Source organism: Stenotrophomonas sp. YJH_SMC_54 (assembly GCF_059368435.1).
Genome location: NZ_JCAFRS010000005.1, coordinates 60,476 through 79,495 on the forward strand (window position 1 = coordinate 60,476; position 19,020 = coordinate 79,495).

A 19,020-nucleotide genomic window follows, 5' to 3' on the forward strand; every position below is an offset into this window, starting at 1 on the left:
GCGCTCACTCGTTCTCGTTGGCGGCGTCGTTGTCGTCGAACTCGCTGCTGAACTGCAGCGGGGCATTGGTGTTGCCGGCGGCCAGGGACTTCACGTAGATCGGCGCCAGCGGCTCTTCCTGGACGATGTCCAGCAGCTGTTCCTTGGCCAGTTCCAGCACCGCCAGGAACGTGACCAGCACGCCCAGCTTGCCTTCTTCTGCAGTGAACAGCCCTTCAAAACGGTAGAACTTGCCATCTTCAAGCCGGCCCAGCACTTCGCCCATGCGTTGCCGCACGCTCAGCGCCTCGCGCTTGATGGCGTGGCCACTGAACAGCTCGGCGCGCTTGAGCACGTCGTGCAGGGCCAGCAGCATTTCCTTCAGGTCCACCGGCGGCGGCAGCTTCACCGCAGCACGTTCGGGCATGAAGGCGTGTGCCACCGTGGTGTCGCGGTCCTGGCGGGGCAGGGCGTCGATGTCCTCGGCGGCCTGCTTGAAGCGTTCGTACTCCTGCAGGCGGCGCACCAGTTCGGCGCGCGGGTCGGCCTCATCGCCTTCCTCGCTGACCGGGCGCGGCAGCAGCATGCGCGACTTCACCTCGGCCAGGATCGCGGCCATGACCAGGTACTCGGCGGCCAGCTCGAAGCGCAGCTCGCGCATCACGGTGATGTATTCCACGTACTGCCGGGTGATCTCGGCCACGGGAATGTCCAGTACGTCCAGGTTCTGGCGGCGGATCAGGTACAACAGCAGGTCCAGCGGGCCTTCGAAGGCATCCAGGATGACTTCCAGCGCGTCCGGCGGGATGTACAGGTCCTGCGGAATCTGCAGGACCGGTTGCCCATGCACCACGGCCAGCGGCATTTCCTGCTGCTGGGGGGCGGGCGGCCGGGTTGGCGGGTTCGCGTCGAGCGCGAGTTCGGAAGTCATCTAATGGACATCAGGATTGCATCGGACCAGTCGCGGCAGCGGGTTCACCGGGCCAACGCCACGGCGCCCCACGGCACCAGACACGCCGGGATCGGCGCGATTCCACACATATCAAACAGCAGGACGCGCCGCAGTAAACGGCAGCGACGGAACTACGGGGAGGTCGTCTACGTGGCCCGGCCAGGTGGTCCGGTTCGAAGCAGCGGGACGGTCGTCGGGGGCTGCGTTGGCCGCAGAAACCGACGGGCTGCTGCATCCAGCCACGTGCAATGGTGTCTAGGGTAAGCCTTTGTCGCGCCAGTGTCCAGCCGGGCTGGGGCGAGGGCGGCATTGGCTAGAATCTGCGCACCCGACAACGCAAGCGAGGAAATGCCGTGTGGTATGTGATTGAAGGCTATGACGGCCAGGACGTGCTGGCACAGCGACTGCAGGCACGTCCGGAACACCTGGCGCGCCTGCACGCGCTGCGCGACGAAGGCCGCCTGCTGCTGGCCGGACCGTGCCCGGCAGTAGACAGCGAGGACCCGGGCCCGGCCGGCTTCAGTGGTTCGGTGGTGATCGCGCAGTTCGAGTCGCTCGTGCAGGCCCAGGCCTGGGCTGATGCCGACCCTTACGTAGCCGCGGGTGTCTACACCCATGTACAGGTGCGTCCGTTCCGCAAGGTCCTGCCGTGAACGCGGAGCGGATCGAGCGGATACGTGACGCACTGCAGCAGGCGCTGGCCCCCAGCGTGCTGGAAATCGAAGACGACAGTCATCGTCATGCCGGCCACGCCGGTGCGCGCGATGGCCGCGGCCATTTCAACGTGCATGTGGTCAGTGAACGCTTCGCCGGACTGGGTCCACTGGCCCGGCATCGCGCGGTCTATGCCGCGCTGGGCGCGATGATGGAGACCGACATCCACGCGCTGTCCATTCGCGCATTGACCCCGTCAGAACAGGGCTGAGCCCTTGTCCCACACTGTCCTGGCGGGTCCGTCTGCGGGCCCGCCACAGACAGATTTCCATGTCCATTTCAGGACATTCGCCTAACGGACTGTTTACAAGCCCAGATGGAAACGCTTACATTCCGCGCCAATGCTGGTAGGTCCAAGCCGTGGAGGGCGGCTTCGTGAACAAGGCAGCTATCACAATCAAAGACGTCGCTCGCGAAGCCCGGGTCTCCGTGGCCACGGTTTCCCGCGCGCTCAACGGGCATGAAAATGTCGCCGAACCGGTCCGCCAGCTTGTGCTGGAGGTGGCCGCACGGCTGCGTTACACCCCGCACGCCGCCGCCCGCAGCCTCAGCAGCCGTCGCACCAATACGGTGGGCGTGGTACTGCCTGACCTGTACGGCGAATTCTTCTCCGAGCTGATGCGCGGCATCGACAACGTCGCCCGCAACCGCCGCCAGCACCTGCTGGTGTCCAGTTACCACGGTGACCAGGAGCAGCAGGGCGCGGCCCTGCGCGCCATGCGCGGCCGCGTCGACGGCCTGCTGGTGCTCTCGCCCTATGCGGAGAGCCCGGGCTTCCTGACCGACAACCTGCCGCAGTCGTTGCCAACGGTGCTGATCAACACCTATCTGCCCGGGCAGGACCACCCGGTGCTGAGCATCGATGACCATGCCGGTGCGATGGCGATGACCCGCCATCTGCTTGACGCGGGTCACCGCCGTATCGCTTTTATTTCTGGCCCGGACCTCAACTTCGACGCGCGCGAGCGCCTGCGTGGCTTCCGTGACGCGTTGGCGGCTTTCGGCAGTGACGCCGAAGGCATCGAGCTGCCCGGTGATTTCGACGAAGCTTCCGGCCATCGCGCCGGTCAGGAGTTGTTGGCAGCCGGAGCGCTGCCTGATGCCGTGTTCGCCGCCAACGACATGATGGCGCTGGGTTGCCTGTATGCGTTCACGCAGGCAGGTGTCCACGTTCCGTCCGACGTCGCCCTGGCCGGTTTCGATGACATTCCACTGGCGCGTTTCGTCCACCCGTCGCTGACCACCATGCAGGTCAGCATCGCCGAACTCGGCGATCGGGCCATGACGCGCCTGATGCAGTTGATGGACGGCACCTCCACGGATGGGACAGGGGACAAGCAGACCCTGGTTCCCCGCTTGATAGTTCGCGATTCCACCACTCCGCCATCCGGCCGTTGAAGCCGGAGGCGTTCCTTCTTTTTTGATTGATCGCAGGGACCGCGCAAGCGGTTACCGCCACCCGGAGATTGAGTTGATGATGCACACCACCTTCCGCACGCCGGCGCGCCGGCTGCTGAGCACCGCACTGGTCAGCTGCCTGATGCTGGCTGCTGCTCCGAACGTCATGGCGCAGTCGGCCAATGCCAGCCTGCGCGGCCAGGTTTCCGGCGCGCAGGCCGGCGCCGAGGTGACCGCCACCAACGTGGCCACCGGCACCGTCCGTCGCGGTACCGTCCGTGCCGATGGAAGCTACTCGCTGATGGGCCTGGACCCGGGCACCTATGATGTGGTCGCCAACGGCCAGTCGCAGAAGGTCACCGTCACCGTGGCCTCGACCGCTACCCTGAACTTTGCCGGCGCTGCCAGCAGCACCCCGGGTACGACCGCAGCCACCAACCTGGACACTGTCAACGTCGTCGCGCCGACCCTGCTGCAGGAAGTGCGCACGTCCGAAGTCGGCAAGACCGTCAGCCTGCAGCAGATCCAGACCACCCCGCAGGTCTCGCGCAACTTCCTGGAGTTCGCCGACGCGGTGCCGGGCATGATCTTCACCCGCGACGCCAAGGGCAACACCTCGCTGCGCGGCGGTGCCACCAACTCCGACGGCACCAACGTCTACATCGACGGTGTGGGCCAGAAGAGCTACGTCAAGGGCGGCGGCGTGGCCGGTCAGTCCGGCAGTGCCGGTAACCCGTTCCCGCAGCTGGCCATCGGCGAGTACAAGGTCATCACCGGCAACTACAAGGCCGAGTACGGCCAGGTGTCCAGTGCAGCGGTCACGGCCGCGACCAAGTCGGGTACCAACGAGTTCAAGGGTGAAACCTTCTACCGTTATACCAACGACAGCATGCGCGCGATGACCCCGGCCGAGCGTCAGCCGGGCAAGGGCAAGGAGGATTCGGCTGAGAAGGAATACGGTTTCGCCCTGGGCGGCCCGATCGTCAAGGACAAGGCCCACTTCTTCGTGACCTATGAAGCCAAGCGCTTCGATCTGCCGGTGACCATCGCACCGCATGGTTCGGTGACCAACAAGGCCAACCGCGTCCCGGCTGATGCCCAGGCCGGCCTAGGCCCGGCCAGCCAGCCGTTCCAGCAGGACCTGATCTTCGCCAAGGTCGACTTCGAGCCGACCGACAACGATCGCCTGGAACTGACCTTCCAGGACCGTGATGAAACCCAGCAGCAGTTCTCGGACCAGACCGCGCCGATGCACGGCAAGGAAACCAAGAACACTGACCGTCGTTACGCGCTGCGCTGGAACCACAGCGGTGAGCGTTACTACAACGAGCTGATGGTTACCCACGAGGATTCGTTCAACAATCCCAAGCCGCTGAGCATGGGCAACGGTTTCAACTACACCGCGCCGGACGGCAAGAACGAGGAGCGCGCCATCGTCTCGATCGGTGGTTCCTCGGCAATGTCGTCGCAGGTGAAGGGCCAGAAGGGCTGGTCGATCGAAGACAACCTGACCCTGGATGGCATCCAGTGGGCGGGCGACCACACCATCAAGATGGGTGCCAAGTACAAGCAGATCGACCTGTACGCCTCCGATGCGGCGCAGATCAATCCGCAGTTCTACTACACCATCGACAACCCGACCTTCCCGGACAGCATCCCGTACAAGGCACAGTTCGTGAAGCCGGTCACCGGCGTGTCCGGCGTGTCCGGCGAGGTGCGCTCGAAGGTGAAGCAGATCGGTCTGTTCATCCAGGATGACTGGCAGGTCAACGACCACCTGCAGCTGAACCTCGGCCTGCGCTGGGACTACGAGAAGAACCCGTCTTATCTGGACTTCGTGACCCCGCCGGAAGTGGTCAATGCGCTGTTCGCGCAGGATCCGCGTGCCGCCGCTGGCCAGAGCTACGCTGACACGCTGGCGCTGAGCGGCCTGAACATCAACGATTACATCAGCAACGGCCACAACCGCAAGGCATTCAAGAATGCCTGGCAGCCGCGTCTGGGTTTCTCGTATGACATCAATGCCGACGAGCAGCACGTGATCCACGGTGGTGCCGGTCGTTCCTACGACCGCGACCTGTTCGACTACCTGCAGCTGGAAACCACCAAGCTGGCCCTGCCGCAGCCGACGATCTACTTCCGCAATCCGGCAACCGGTCAGTGCTTCCAGGGCAACGCCGCGTGCTATGACTGGAACCCGAACCTGCTCAACGGTATCGGCAACCTCCAGAGCCTGGTCGGTTCGACCAGCAATGCCGGCCTGGAGGTCGACCTGCTGAACAACAATCTGAAGGTGCCCTACGCTGACCAGTTCAGCCTGGGCATGAGCAACCAGATCGGCGACTGGCTGACCGACGCCACCATCTCGCGCACGCTCACCTATGACGGCTTCGCCTTCACCCTAGGCAACCGCTACCCGACCGGCAACTTCTTCGACGATCCGCGTCTGTGCGGTGGCACCGAAGCCGGTCTGGGTCAGGCGTGGAGCTGCAACGTGCCGGGCTTCGGCAGCCTGATCATCGGCCAGCAGGGCATCAAGACCCGTGCTACCCAGATCCTGTTGTCGGCGCAGAAGCCGTTCACCCAGGAAAGCGGCTGGGGCACCTCCATCGCCTATACCTGGACCACCGCCCGCCACAACCGTGACATCAACGAGCACTACGCGTTCGACCGTGGCGTGATCGGTGACTACCCGACCATCCGCTCCAACGGCGCGCCGCGTCACCGCCTGGTGGTGACCGGTTCGTATGCGGGCTTCTGGGGCATCACCTTCGGTGGCAAGATCACCCTGGCCACCCCGACCGCGATCAACGACTGGTACGGCGTGCCGCAGGCCAATGGCTTCGACCTGCCGACCCCGATGGCGGCGGTTCCGGGTGGCAACGGCAAGTTCCTGCTGGGTGGCAAGATCTTCGGTTATCGCTCGGTCGACCTGCAGGCGACGAAGACGTTCAAGATGCCGGGCGATACCGAGCTGTATGCGCGTATCGACATCATCAACGTGTTCAACTTCGACAATTTCTCGAACTACAACTACTACAAGAATGGCAAGTTGACCGCGAGCTACAACGAGACCGGCGACATCGTCGGTACGCCGCGCCAGGTCAAGGCCGAAGTGGGCTTCCGCTTCTAAGCCCGGATGGATGCATGACCCCGATGCCGCCGCTCCGCCGGCGGCATCGGCTGAATGGATACATGGCAATGGCCGGCCCTGTGCCGGTCCATTGCCCATGCCGCTGCCGGTCAAGGGGCATCGGCATGGGCAATGATCGCGGTGTCAAACCACGTTTTTCGTGGTTTTTTAAGAACGCACCTTGTAAACGATTTCAGATCATTGGACGGTATGCTTTCCCATCGATCAGACCACCGGAGAAATCGCGCCATGCAGGCACGTCATCTGTTGTCCGCCGCAGCGTTGAGCCTGGCCGTGGCCGCCTGCCAGCCGGCCCAGCAGGAGCCTGCCAAGCCGCGGCCGCCGGTGATCCTGATCGAGGCCGATGCACCGCCGCGGCCGATGAAACCTGAGCTGCCGCCGCTGTTCGATGACATCGAGCGCCGCACCTTCCAGTTCTTCTGGGATACCACCAACGAGATCAATGGCCTGACCCCGGACCGCTATCCGTCGCGGCCGTTCGCCAGCATCGCCTCGGTCGGCTTCGCACTGACCGCGTATCCGATCGGCATCGAGAACGGCTGGGTCAGCCGCAACCAGGCGATCGACCGCACCCTGACTACCCTGAAATTCTTCCGCGATGTGCCGATGGGCCCGCAGCGTACCGGCAAGGCGGGTTACAAGGGCTTCTATTACCACTTCCTGGACATGCAGGAAGGCCGTCGCTACGACAGCTGGGTCGAACTGTCCTCGGTGGATACCGCGCTGCTGATGATGGGGGTGCTGTTCGCGCAGTCGTACTACGACGGTGACGATCCGCGTGAGAAGGAAATCCGCCAGATCGCCGACACGTTGTACAAGAAGGTCGACTGGCCCTGGCTGCAGCAGCGTGCGCCGCTGATCTCGATGGGCTGGTTCCCCGAGAGCGGTTTCATCGACCACGACTGGATGGGCTACAACGAGGCGATGATGGTCTACATCCTTGCCCTGGGTTCGCCGACGCACCCGGTCAGCCCGGATGCGTGGACGGTGTGGACGCGCACCTATGACAACGACTGGGGGGTCTACCAGGGCCAGGAATACCTGTCCTTCGGCCCGCTGTTCGGCCACCAGTACAGCCACGTCTGGATCGACTTCCGCGACATCCAGGACGCCTACATGCGCGAGCGCGGCAGCACCTACTTCCTCAACAGCCGCTCGGCCGCACTGGCCCAGCGTGAGTACGCCATCGCCAACCCGATGCAGTGGAAGGATTACGGCGAGAACGTCTGGGGCCTGACCGCCAGCGATGGCCCGCAGAACACCACGCAGGAATACCGTGGCGAGCAGCGCCAGTTCCGCCATTACTCTTCGCGCGGCGCCGGCCTGCGCGAGAACTTCGATGACGGCACCATCGCTCCGACCGCCGCGATCGCGTCGGTGGTGTTCGCGCCGGAACAGGTGATCCCGGCCACGCTGGAGATGCACAAGCGCTACGGCGATTACATCTATTCCAGCTACGGCTTCCTGGATTCGTTCAATCCCAGCTTCAACTACGACATCCCGATCAAGACCGGCCGGGTGGTGCCGGATCGTGGCTGGGTCGCCAGCGACTACATCGCCATCGACCAGGGGCCGATCCTGACCATGATCGCCAACTATCGCAATGATTTCGTCTGGGAAGTGATGAAGAAGAACCCGTACATCCGCAAGGGCCTGGAGCGGGCGGGGTTCAGTGGTGGCTGGCTGGCGCCGGAAGGTTCGTTCCAGCCGCTGGAACTGCAGAAAGACGAAAAGGCCGCGGCGGCACGCGCGGTGGGTATCGCCGAATCACGCGCGGCTGCCGCGCAGGAACAGAAGAACAATGCCAACCGCAACACAGGCCAGGGCAAGTAACCCGATGCCGAACTGGATCGACCGTCTGCGCCGCTGGACACTGCCAGCCCTGGCCGCACTGGCCGTGGCCGGCTGCGCCCGCACCGAACCGGGCACCACCACTGTGCGCTTCTGGGCAATGGGCCGGGAAGCCGAGGTGGTCAGCGAACTGATCCATGAGTTCGAAGCCGAGAACCCGGGCATCAAGGTGGACGTGCAGAACATCCCGTGGACCGCTGCGCACGAAAAGCTGCTGACCGCGTTCGCCGCCGACGGCCTGCCGGACGTGTGCCAGCTCGGCAACACCTGGGTGCCGGAGTTCGCCGAGCTCGATGCGCTGACCCCGTTGCAACCGTTCGTCGATCGCTCTGCCGTGGTCGATGAGAAGGATTATTTCCAGGGCATCTGGGACACCAACGTGATCCACGGCGAGCTGGTCGGCGTGCCGTGGTATGTCGATACACGCCTGATCTACTACCGCAAGGACCTGCTGGCCAAGGCCGGCTACGACCACCCGCCGCGCACGTGGCAGCAGTGGGATGAGCAGATGGCAGCGATCAAGCGCATGCAGGGCCCGAACCGCTATGCGGTGCTGATGCCGATCAACGAGTTCGAGCAGCAGCTGTCGCTGGCACTGCAGCAGCCCGATCCGCTGCTGCGCGATGATGACACCCGCGGCAACTTCAGCAGCCCCGGCTTCCGCCGCACGCTGGCGTTCTACGCCAACATGTTCGAGCAGGGCTGGGCGCCGAAGATGTCCGAGACGCAGATCTCAAACGTCTGGGATGAGTTCTTCCGTGGCTTCAACGTCTTCTACATTTCCGGCCCATGGAACATCCGCGAGTTCAAGAAGCTGCAGCCGAAGGAACTGGAAGGGCAGTGGGGCACCGCAGCGCTGCCGGGGCCGGAGGGCCCGGGCGCGGGCATCGCCGGTGGCACCAGCCTGGTGATCTTCCGCAAGTCGCAGCAGAAGGAGGCGTCGTGGAAGCTGATCGAGTTCCTGTCGCGCCCGCAGATCCAGGCACGTTTCCATTCGATCATCGGCGACCTGCCGCCACGCCGTAGCACGTGGAGTGCGCCGTCGCTGGCCAACGATCCGCTGGCCGCAGCGTTCCGTGACCAGCTGGAGCGGGTCAAGCCGACGCCGAAGGTGCTCGAATGGGAGCGCATCGTGCAGGAAATGCGCATCGTCACCGAGAAGGTGGTACGCGGTGGCCTGCCGCAGGACAAGGCCGTCGAAGAGCTCGACCAGCGCGTGGACAAGGTGCTGGCAAAGCGCCGCTGGATGCATGAACAACAACGCCTGCAGCAGCGCGTTCCGTCGCCGCAAACGAGCAGTGCCGTGGCCGCCGGGAGCGCGCAATGAAACGTACTTCACTCGCCGGCTGGATTTTCGCCGGTCCCTCGCTGATCGTGCTGGGCGTGTTCTTCGGCCTGCCGGTGGCTTCGGCGCTGGCGCTGAGCGTGACCGACTTCGACCTGTATGCCCTGGCTGACAGCAGCAACCTGCGCTTTGTCGGCCTCGGCAACTACATCGATCTGCTGCAGACACCGATGTTCTGGAAGTCGCTGTGGAATACCACTTACTTCGTGTTGATCGGCGTGCCCTTGTCGATCGGCGTATCGCTGGGCGCGGCAATGCTGCTGAATGCGCCGGCTGCGCGCTTCAAGGCGCTGTTCCGCACTGCGTTGTTCGCGCCGGTGGTGACCACGCTGGTGGCGGTGGCGGTGATCTGGCGCTACCTGTTCCATACCAGCTACGGCCTGGTGAACTACGGCCTGGGCCATCTGGGCATCAGCCCGATCGACTGGCTGGGCGATCCCAACTGGGCGATGCCGACCATCATGCTGTTCGCGGTGTGGAAGAACTTCGGCTACAACATGGTGATCTTCCTGGCCGGCCTGCAGGCGATCCCGCATGACCTGTACGAGGCCGCGCGCATCGACGGTGCCTCGCGCTGGAAGCAGTTCCTGCACATCACCCTGCCGATGCTCGGCCCGGTGCTGCTGGTGGTCGGCGTGATTACCGTGTCCGGCTACTTCCAGCTGTTCGCCGAACCCTACGTGATGACCCGCGGCGACCCACTGCAGAGCACCGTCAGCGTGCTGTATTTCATGTTCGAGGAAGGCTTCAAGTGGTGGAACCTGGGACGCGCCTCCGCCGTGGCGTTCCTGCTGTTCCTGATCATCCTGGCGGTGACCACCGTGATGCTGCGTTTCGGCCGCAAGAGGCAGTTGGTATGAGTCGTGAAATCGGCCAGTCGCGCTGGTACCCGTGGTTGATCAATGGTGCGTTGCTGGTGCTGGCCCTGGTCAGCCTGGCACCGCTGTTGTGGATGCTCTCGGTCTCGTTCATGCCGCAGGGCGAGGCCAGCCATTTCCCGCCGCCGCTGCTGCCTTCCAGCATCACCACGCACAACTACCATGAGCTGTTCGCGCGCACTGGCATGGGCGGCAACTTCGCCAACAGCCTGCTGGTGTCGCTCGGCATCACGGTCGGTTCGCTGCTGCTCAACACCATGGCCGGCTACGCGTTCGCCAAGCTCAACTTCGTCGGCCGCGAGCGCCTGTTCCAGGTGCTGATGGCGGCGCTGGTGATTCCGGCGCAGGTGGCGATGCTGCCGCTGTTCCTGCTGATGAAGCAGCTGGGCCTGGTCAACAGCTTCGGTGGCGTGATCGTGCCAGCGCTGGCCAGCGTGTTCGGCATCTTCCTGGTACGCCAGTACGCGCGTTCCATCCCGGACGAACTGCTGGAAGCGGCGCGCATCGACGGGGCAGGGGAGCTGCGCATCTTCTTCCAGATTGTGCTGCCGATGCTCAAGCCGGTGCTGGTGACCCTGGCGATCTTCACCTTCATGGGCGCATGGAACGATTTCATGTGGCCATTGATCGTGCTGACCGACCAGGAGCACTACACTTTGCCGGTGGCACTGGCCACCCTCTCGCGCGAGCACATCATGGACGTGGAAATGATGATGGCTGGCGCGGTGGTCACCGTGGTCCCGGTGCTGGCGCTGTTCCTGGTGCTGCAGCGGTACTACATCCAAGGTCTGTTGCTGGGGAGCGTCAAGGGATGAAGCGAGCGATCGCCGTTGGACTGGGCCTGTTGTGGACTTCCCTGGCGATCGCCGCACCACCGGCGCTGCCGGCACCGAAGGTGCTGGACGACTTCGACGACATCGCGGCCTGGACGCTGGTGCTGTCCGACCAGGTCAGCGGTTCGCTGCGTCCGGTCAGTGGTGCCGGTGGTGGCCGCGCGCTGTGCCTGGACTATGACTTCCACGATGTCTCCGGCTACGTCGGCATCCGCCGCGCGCTGAACATCGAATACCCGGTCAATTACCGCTTCGGATTCCAGCTGCGTGGCGAATCGCCGGGCAACGACCTGCAGTTCAAGTTGATCGATGCCAGCGGCGACAATGTCTGGTGGGTCAACCGGCCCGGCTACAGCTTCCCCAAGGCGTGGACGCCGGTCGAGTACCGCCGCCGCCAGATCGACAAGGCGTGGGGTCCCTCGCCCGAGAAGGAGATGGCACGAAGCGCTGCCGTCGAGTTCACGATCTACAGCAAGGTCGGTGGCCGCGGCACGGTGTGCTTCGACAAGCTGACCCTGCAGGGCCTGCCGCCGCAGGATGATTCGGCGTTGGTGCCATCGGTGATTGCCGATACGGCCACCGCGCTGCAGGACCGCATGATCGACGGCAAGAGCGACACGTTCTGGATCAGCGGTGGCGTCAAGCAGCAGACCATCAGCCTGGACCTGCACAAGAGCCGCGAGATCGGCGGTGTAGTGATCGATTGGCTGCCGAACCTGGAAGCCAATCGCTACACCGTGCGGACGTCCGAGGATGGCCGGGACTGGCGCACTGTGCGCGAGGTGACCGGCGGTGCGGGGGGGCGCGATTGGCTGGCGCTGCCGGATACCGACGCGCGCTACGTGCGTTTCGATCTGCGCGATGGCCCGAACTGGCGCTATGGCATCCGTGACATCGCACTCAAGCCGCTGGCCTTCGCCGCCACGCCCAATGCCTTCTTGTCCTCGGTGGCCGCCGATCTGCCGCGCGGCTCGTTGCCGCGTGCCTATGTGGGCGAACAGCCGTACTGGACCCTGCTCGGCCTCGATGGTGGCCAGGAGCAGGCGCTGATCAGCGAGGATGGCGCGCTGGAGCCGGCCAAGGGCAGCTTCAGCATCGAGCCGTTCATCCGCCTGGATGGCAAGCTGCTGGACTGGTCGAAGGTCGCCATCACCCAGTCGCTGCAGGATCACTACCTGCCGATCGCCACCGTCGACTGGGTGCATGAGAAGGCCGGGCTTTCGGTGACCAGTTTCGTGCAGGGCACGCCCGAGCGCGCGCAGCTGATCGGCCGCTACCGGCTGAGCAATCCGGACAAGGTCGCCCACGAGTACACCCTGGCGTTGGCAATCCGTCCGTGGCAGGTCAACCCGCCCACCCAGTTCCTCAACACCGTCGGTGGCTTCAGCCGCATCGATGCACTGGATGTGGGCGAACAGCTGGTTCGGGTCAACGGTGAGCCGCGCATCTATCCGCTGCAGGTGCCGGATGCGCGCTTTGCCAGTACGTTCGATGGCAAGCTCGATGCGATGCATCTGGAAAGCGGCAAGTACCCGGCCACGACCGCAGTGAAGGACAGCACCGGCATGGCGTCGGGTGCGCTGATGTACACGATCAAGCTCGAGCCCGGGCAGAGCCGCGAAGTGGCGGTGGTGCTGCCGCAGACCGGTGGCTGGGCGCCGCAGGCGCTGGACGTGGCCAAGGCGCAGGCGCAGGTGGCCGATCAATGGCGGCAGAAGCTGGGCGTGGTCTCGCTGCAGGTGCCGGCTGCGGGCCAGGCACTGGTCGATACCCTGCGCACGGCCGTCGCGCACATGCTGATCTCGCGGGTTGGCCCACGCCTGCAGCCGGGCACGCGCTCGTACGCGCGCAGCTGGATCCGCGATGGCGCGATGATTTCCGAGGGCCTGCTGCGCATGGGGCGCAGCGATGCCGTGCGTGACTACATCAACTGGTATGCGCCGTACCAGTTCGAGAACGGCAAGGTGCCGTGCTGCGTCGACGCGCGCGGCAGCGACCCGGTACCGGAGAACGACAGCCATGGCGAACTGATCTACAGCATTGCCGAGTATGGACGCTACACCGGCGACAGCACGTTCACCGAGCTGATGTGGCCGCACGTGCAGGGCGCCTACAACTACATGGAGCAGCTGCGCGCCAGCGAGCGCACCGAGGAAAACCGCGCACGCAATCCTGCCTTCTACGGGATGATGCCGGCCTCGATCAGCCACGAAGGCTATTCGGCCAAGCCGATGCATTCGTACTGGGATAATTTCTGGGCGTTGCGCGGCTACAAGGACGCGGCATCGCTGGCGGCCCAGCTGGGCAAGGTCGAGGCGATGCAGATCGCCGGATCGCGTGACCAGTTCCGTGATGACCTGCAGGCCTCGCTGCTGTCGGCGATGCAGCAGCACGACATCGACTACCTGCCGGGCTCGGCCGAGCTGGGCGATTTCGATGCGACCTCGACCACCATCGCGCTGGCGCCGGGCGGCGAGCAGGGCCGACTGCCGCAGCAGGCACTGGAGGCGACCTTCGAGCGCTACTGGAAGGAGTTCGTGGCCCGCCGTGACGGCAAGCGTGAGTGGAAGGACTACACCCCGTACGAGTGGCGCAACGTGGCGGCGTTCGTACGCCTGGGCTGGCGTGACCGCGCCTGGCAGGCCACCGAGTTCTTCTTCAGGGACCGTGCGCCGCAGGCCTGGAACCAGTGGGCCGAGGTGGTCTCGCGCACGCCGCGCAAGCCGTTCTTCGTCGGTGACCTGCCGCACGCCTGGGTAGCCTCGGACTTCGTGCGCTCGGCCTTGGACATGTTCGCGTACAGCCGTGACATGGACGATGCGCTGGTGCTGGCCGCCGGCATTCCGAGCGCCTGGCTTCAGGGCGAGGGCATCGCCGTGCAGGGCCTGCGCACGCCGCAGGGCCAGCTCAACTACCGCCTGCAGCGCAGCGACAAGCAGCTGGTGCTGGAGGTGCAGCCGGGCCTGGTGCCACCGGTCGGTGGCGTGGTGTTGCCATGGCCGTACGCCGGTGATCCGGGCGAGGCGACCATCAACGGCGAAGCGGCCGAATGGGTCAACAAGGAACTGCACGTGCACCAGCTGCCGGCGCGGGTCGAGATCGATGTACCGAGCGCGGTGCGCCGCGCCGAGCGCAAGGGGCAGTAACGATGAAGCAGCAGGGGGCAAGAGTGCGCACGACCGTGCGTGCCTTGGGGCTGGCCATTGCATTGGCACTGCCGGGCGCCGTGATGGCGGCCGATCCAGCCGCCGGGGCAGCGGCTGATGTCGCCACCGCGCCAGGCATGAGCATGGTCACCTTCAATCTGCATCATGACCGCGAGGACTGGCCACGCCGGCGCCGCACCATCCTGGCCGAACTCAAGCGCCTGCAGCCGGATGCGGTTGCCCTGCAGGAGGTGATCCAACGCCGCAACGTGCGAAACCAGGCGCAATGGCTGGCCAGCCAACTTGGCTACAAGTACGTGTTCGTGTCCACCGATGCGGTCGGCGCGCCCAAGCGCTACGGCAATGCGCTTCTGACCCGGCGGCCGATCCTTGCCCAGGGGGATCATCTGCTGCAGCCCTTGGACGACTACCGCACCGTGGCCCACCTGCGCATCGACGTCGATGGTACGCCGGTAAACGTCTACGCCACGCATCTGAACGAGCGCAGTGATGAGAGCGGACAACGCATCCGTCGCAGCCAGGTCGAGGACCTGCTGCGCTTCATCAGCGCGACGTCGGCGGGCGCGCCGGTGGTGATCGCAGGTGACTTCAATGCACTGGTGGATGCCGGCGATCTGAGCGAGCTGCGCAGCCACTACGGCGACAGTTACGGCAGCGTGCACGTCAACACCGATCTGTCCGGGGTCAGTACGCTCAACCGCCACTATTACCAGGCGCCGTCGCGGATCGACCACATCTTCTTCCAGCAGGACGAGATGGTCGCGCGCGAGGCGAAGATCCTGTTCGACCAGCCCGACGACAGCGGTCGCTGGGCCTCGGACCACTACGGCGTGTGGACCCGCCTGCAGTTCGCGCCGAAACCCTGACGGGACACGCCTGGGTAGGTGCCAACCTTGGTTGGCACGGGCGTGTCCGCGTGCACTCGATCAACGGCGCCAACCAAGGTTGGCCTCTACCAAAGCGGTGACCGTGCGCGGGTTGTGCCCTGGTGGGTGCCAACCTTGGTTGGCACGGTTCGGCCCGAAGCACAAACAAAAACGGCGGGGATCATTGATCCCCGCCGGTTCGTTTTCACGCTATCAAGGAGCGATCAGTTCGCCGGCGGCGTGCGCTTGGCGGCCTCTTCGTCTTCTTCATCAGCCTTGGCTTCTGCAGCCTGGGCTGCAGCGTCGGCATGGCCATCGGCGACCGGATCGATCGACGGCGTCACCACCGCATCAGCGCTCGGGGCGGCGGCTTCGATCGGTGCGGCTTCGACCGCTACCGGAGCGACCGGCTGTTCCACGATCGGCGCAGTCTCGACGACCGGCGTGGCTTCAACGGCCGGGGCGGCCTCCACCACCGGGGCACTCTCACTGGCTACCGGCTTGGTTTCAACCACCGGGGTTGCTTCAACCACCTGCGGCTTCGATTCCACGACCGGCGCGGCCTCGACTGCGACCGGCTTCGCTTCGATCACCGGAGCGGCTTCAACCACCGCGGCCGCTTCAGCCACAACCGGCTTTGCTTCGATGGCCGACGCAGCAGCGTCCACCACCGGAGTGGCGTTGGCGACCGGTGCGGCAGCGGCGACCGGCTGGACCGGGGTCGCGGCGTCGATGGCATCGAGCATGCTGGTCTGCACCGGCGAGGACACCGCTTCGGTCTTCGCAGCTTCGACCGGTGCCTGCACTTCAGCCACGACCGGGGCGGCGGCTTCGACCACAGCGCTGCTCACCACGGCAACCGGCGCGGCGACAACAGCGGCGGCAGCACGGGCTGGCTTCTCGGCTTCGACAGCGACCGGCTCGGCTTCGTCATCGAAGTCGAACTCCGGCTGCGAACGCGTGGGCTGCACAGCCGCGACCGGCGCAGTGCCGGCAGTGCTGTCGATGTTCGGCTCGGCGCCGTCGGCGTCATCACCGTCATCACCCTCGTCCTGGTCATCACCCAGGGCGTCGCTGCCGGCGGCGTTTTCGGCGCCACCGCGGCGACGACGACGGCCACCACGACGGCCACGGCGACGGCGGGTTGCGCCTTCGCCAGCCTGCTCGCCATTGGCGTCGGTTGCAGCCTCTTCACCGGCAACTGCAACCACGTCGGTCGCACTGGCCGCATTGGCAGCGGTGTCGACCGGTGCGGCCGCTTCCACCGGGGCGACCGGGGCGACAGGCGCGGTGGCTTCCTGCGCGTTCACCCCATTGGCGGCGACGGCCGTAGCGGCTACGGCTGCAGTCACGGCTTCGGCAGGTGCTTCGGCGGCATTGCGCTGCGGCTTCTCGGCCGGCTTGTCACCGTCCTGCTGCTGCGGGCGCGGCTGCTTGGGCTGCTTCAGCTTCGGTTGCTGGTTCTGGTTCTGGCCCTGCTGCTCGTTGCGCGGCTTGTTCTGCTGCTGCGGCGGCTGCTGGCCATCCTTGTGCTGCGGCTCCTTCTGCTTGCCCTGCTGCGGCTGCTGCTGCGCATTGCCATTGTTGCCGTTGCGGCCGTCCTTGCGCTGCTCGCCGCGGTCCTTGCGGTTGCCGCCGTCCTTCTGCTGCTGCGCGTTGCCATTGCCACGATTGTCGTCGCGACGGTCCTTGCGGTCCTTGTTGCGATCCTTGTTGCGGTCCTTGCGACCGCCGTCCTGCTGCTGGCGTGCAGCCGGGGCGGCCGGTGCCGGCGCGGGCGCCGGTTCGCCACCGAACACGCGCTTGAGCCAACCGATCACGCCGCCCGCCGGGGCCGGCGCAACCGGCGCTGCAGCGACCGGGGCCGGAGCGGCCGCGGCCGGCTCCACTTCCTCGCGCACCGGGGCCGGGGAGGTGTGCTTGACCTGGGTCACCGCCGGCGGCGGGATGTTCAGCTGGCCCTTGGTCAGCGCGTGCACCGGCAGCTTGCGCGGGGTGCCGCGCTGGTAGCTGGGCTTGCTGCTTTCTTCACCCAGCTCGTTCTCGCGCAGGCGGGTCACGGTGTAGTGCGGGGTGTGCAGCTGCTCGTCGGCGACGATCACGATCGGCGCCTCGTGGCGCTGTTCGATCTCGCGCAGGGCGCTGCGCTTCTCGTTCAGCAGGTAATTGGCGATCTCCACCGGGGCCTGCACCAGCACCTGCCCGGTGTTCTCCTTCATCGCATGCTCTTCAGCCACGCGGATGATCGACAGCGACAGCGACTCGACGCTGCGCATGCGGCCGTGGCCGTCACAACGCGGGCAGACGATCTGGCTGGACTCGCCCAGGCTCGGGCGCAGGCGCTGGCGGCTCATTTCCAGCAGGCCGAAGCGCGAGATGCGGCCGACCTGCACGCGCGCGCGGTCGTACTTCAGCGCGTTGGCGAGGCGGTTCTCGACTTCGCGCTGGTGCTTGTTGGACGCCATGTCGATGAAGTCGATCACCACCAGGCCGCCCAGGTCACGCAGGCGCAGCTGGCGGGCCACTTCCTCGGCCGCTTCCAGGTTGGTCTGGAACGCGGTGTCCTCGATGTCGCTGCCCTTGGTGGCGCGCGAGGAGTTGACGTCGACGGCGGTCAGCGCTTCAGTCTGGTCGACCACGATCGAGCCGCCCGACGGCAGGCGCACGTTGCGCTCGTAGGCGCCTTCGATCTGCGATTCGATCTGGAAGCGGTTGAACAGCGGGATGTCGTCCTTGTAGTGCTTGAGCTTGCGCAGGGTCTGCGGCATCACCTGCTGCATGAATTCGCGGGCGTGCTCGTACATTTCCTCGGTGTCCACCAGGATCTCGCCGATGTCGGCGCGCAGGTAGTCACGCAGGGCGCGCACGATCAGGCGCGATTCCTGGTAGATCAGGAACGGGGCGGGCTTGCTCAGTGCCGCTTCGGCAATGGCGCGCCAGACATTGAGCAGGTAGTCCAGATCCCACTGCAGTTCTTCCGCATCGCGGCCGACGCCGGCGGTACGGATGATCACGCCCATGTCGTCGGGGATGTTCAGCTTGTCCAGGGCGTCCTTCAGTGCGGCCCGGTCTTCGCCCTCGATGCGGCGCGACACGCCGCCGGCGCTGGGTGAGTTCGGCATCAGCACCATGTAGCGGCCGGCCAGCGAAATGAACGTGGTCAGGGCGGCGCCCTTGTTGCCACGCTCTTCCTTGTCGACCTGGACGACTATCTCCTGGCCTTCTTTCAGCAGCTCGCGGATGCCGGCCTTGTTGTGGTCGACACCGGCCTGGAAGTAGTCGCGGGAGATTTCCTTCAGCGGCAGGAAGCCATGGCGGCCACCGCCGTACTCGACGAAGGCCGCTTCCAGCGAGGGCTCGATGCGGAAGATCCGGCCCTTGTAGATGTTGGACTTCTTCTGTTCCTTCGACGGCTGTTCGATGTCGATGTCATACAACGACTGGCCATCCACGATGGCAACACGCAGCTCTTCAGCCTGCGTGGCGTTGATCAGCATTCGCTTCATTGTTGCGTTCCTCGCAAGCGGCTACCGCGCGGAACGCCATGGGGTTTCGCCTCTGGACACGGCTCGCCGCCCATTCGCGCAAGCGCGGGGAGGGCGGCTTGGGTTTCCAGCGCTACGACACCACGGCAGGCCGCGGGAGCGCTTCACTCTTATGGTTTTTGGGTGTTGCAGGGCCGCAGGCAGCTGTCAGCCAGGCTGGAGCGCCACGCGGGACATGTTCAGCACGGTTGCGTGTCAGGCATCCGGCGATGGCCGGGAAGGCCGGTGAGCCGCTAACATGGCCGCCCCGCGGGCGGTGGTCGCGCACTGTGCCGGATTCGTCGGAAGCTGGGCTTCTGGCCCTGAGTAACTTCCAACGAAATCAATCCCTTATCTCG

At 65.4% G+C, this 19,020-nt stretch carries 12 protein-coding genes; 10 read left to right on the top strand and 2 right to left on the bottom strand.

What is annotated here, in order from left to right:
* Positions 1-4: 4 nt before the first annotated feature.
* Positions 5-910: a segregation and condensation protein A gene (locus tag AC5P5S_RS07420; protein ID WP_005410330.1), complete on the bottom strand. Its 906-nt coding sequence runs from the start codon at positions 908-910 to the stop codon at positions 5-7.
* Between the two features lie 374 nt (positions 911-1,284).
* Between AC5P5S_RS07420 and AC5P5S_RS07425 the strand changes: the two genes are divergently transcribed.
* The 10 genes from AC5P5S_RS07425 (at position 1,285) to AC5P5S_RS07470 (ending at position 15,137) form a co-directional block, all read left to right on the top strand.
* Positions 1,285-1,584 (top strand): YciI family protein, encoded by a 300-nt coding sequence (locus AC5P5S_RS07425; protein WP_005410329.1) that lies wholly within the window; start codon positions 1,285-1,287, stop codon positions 1,582-1,584.
* Positions 1,581-1,856: a BolA family protein gene (locus AC5P5S_RS07430; protein WP_043034731.1), complete on the top strand. Its 276-nt coding sequence runs from the start codon at positions 1,581-1,583 to the stop codon at positions 1,854-1,856. The genes AC5P5S_RS07425 and AC5P5S_RS07430 overlap by 4 nt, the downstream gene beginning before the upstream one ends.
* Before the next feature lie 149 nt (positions 1,857-2,005).
* Positions 2,006-3,043, top strand: coding sequence for a LacI family DNA-binding transcriptional regulator (locus AC5P5S_RS07435; RefSeq protein ID WP_012480808.1), 1,038 nt, complete (start codon positions 2,006-2,008; stop codon positions 3,041-3,043).
* 76 nt (positions 3,044-3,119) lie between these two features.
* Positions 3,120-6,176 carry a TonB-dependent receptor gene (locus AC5P5S_RS07440; protein ID WP_005410326.1) on the top strand — a complete coding sequence of 1,019 codons (3,057 nt, stop codon included), beginning with the start codon at positions 3,120-3,122 and terminating at the stop codon, positions 6,174-6,176.
* A gap of 249 nt (positions 6,177-6,425) precedes the next feature.
* Positions 6,426-8,030 (top strand): glucoamylase family protein, encoded by a 1,605-nt coding sequence (locus tag AC5P5S_RS07445; RefSeq protein ID WP_024956629.1) that lies wholly within the window; start codon positions 6,426-6,428, stop codon positions 8,028-8,030.
* Between the two features lie 4 nt (positions 8,031-8,034).
* Positions 8,035-9,375: a sugar ABC transporter substrate-binding protein gene (locus tag AC5P5S_RS07450; RefSeq protein WP_049397930.1), complete on the top strand. Its 1,341-nt coding sequence runs from the start codon at positions 8,035-8,037 to the stop codon at positions 9,373-9,375.
* Positions 9,372-10,253: a carbohydrate ABC transporter permease gene (locus AC5P5S_RS07455; protein ID WP_005410323.1), complete on the top strand. Its 882-nt coding sequence runs from the start codon at positions 9,372-9,374 to the stop codon at positions 10,251-10,253. The genes AC5P5S_RS07450 and AC5P5S_RS07455 overlap by 4 nt, the downstream gene beginning before the upstream one ends.
* Positions 10,250-11,086, top strand: coding sequence for a carbohydrate ABC transporter permease (locus AC5P5S_RS07460; protein WP_005410322.1), 837 nt, complete (start codon positions 10,250-10,252; stop codon positions 11,084-11,086). The genes AC5P5S_RS07455 and AC5P5S_RS07460 overlap by 4 nt, the downstream gene beginning before the upstream one ends.
* Positions 11,083-14,250: a discoidin domain-containing protein gene (locus tag AC5P5S_RS07465; RefSeq protein WP_062607426.1), complete on the top strand. Its 3,168-nt coding sequence runs from the start codon at positions 11,083-11,085 to the stop codon at positions 14,248-14,250. The genes AC5P5S_RS07460 and AC5P5S_RS07465 overlap by 4 nt, the downstream gene beginning before the upstream one ends.
* Positions 14,251-14,252: 2 nt before the next feature.
* A complete protein-coding gene (locus AC5P5S_RS07470) occupies positions 14,253-15,137 on the top strand; it encodes an endonuclease/exonuclease/phosphatase family protein (RefSeq protein ID WP_012480805.1) in 885 nt (294 codons plus the stop codon).
* Positions 15,138-15,361: 224 nt separating this feature from the next.
* Here AC5P5S_RS07470 and AC5P5S_RS07475 read toward each other — a convergent pair whose 3' ends face one another.
* Positions 15,362-18,643: an Rne/Rng family ribonuclease gene (locus tag AC5P5S_RS07475; protein WP_062607423.1), complete on the bottom strand. Its 3,282-nt coding sequence runs from the start codon at positions 18,641-18,643 to the stop codon at positions 15,362-15,364.
* Positions 18,644-19,020 lie beyond the last annotated feature (377 nt).

Bases quoted from the DNA above. Each gene is read 5' to 3' on its own strand.
- AC5P5S_RS07470 (WP_012480805.1), top strand. From the start codon at position 14,253: ATGAAGCAGCAGGGGGCAAGAGTGCGCACGACCGTGCGTGCCTTGGGG.
- AC5P5S_RS07475 (WP_062607423.1), bottom strand. From the start codon at position 18,643: ATGAAGCGAATGCTGATCAACGCCACGCAGGCTGAAGAGCTGCGTGTT.
- AC5P5S_RS07460 (WP_005410322.1), top strand. From the start codon at position 10,250: ATGAGTCGTGAAATCGGCCAGTCGCGCTGGTACCCGTGGTTGATCAAT.
- AC5P5S_RS07455 (WP_005410323.1), top strand. From the start codon at position 9,372: ATGAAACGTACTTCACTCGCCGGCTGGATTTTCGCCGGTCCCTCGCTG.
- AC5P5S_RS07445 (WP_024956629.1), top strand. From the start codon at position 6,426: ATGCAGGCACGTCATCTGTTGTCCGCCGCAGCGTTGAGCCTGGCCGTG.
- AC5P5S_RS07465 (WP_062607426.1), top strand. From the start codon at position 11,083: ATGAAGCGAGCGATCGCCGTTGGACTGGGCCTGTTGTGGACTTCCCTG.
- AC5P5S_RS07440 (WP_005410326.1), top strand. From the start codon at position 3,120: ATGATGCACACCACCTTCCGCACGCCGGCGCGCCGGCTGCTGAGCACC.
- AC5P5S_RS07450 (WP_049397930.1), top strand. From the start codon at position 8,035: ATGCCGAACTGGATCGACCGTCTGCGCCGCTGGACACTGCCAGCCCTG.
- AC5P5S_RS07420 (WP_005410330.1), bottom strand. From the start codon at position 910: ATGACTTCCGAACTCGCGCTCGACGCGAACCCGCCAACCCGGCCGCCC.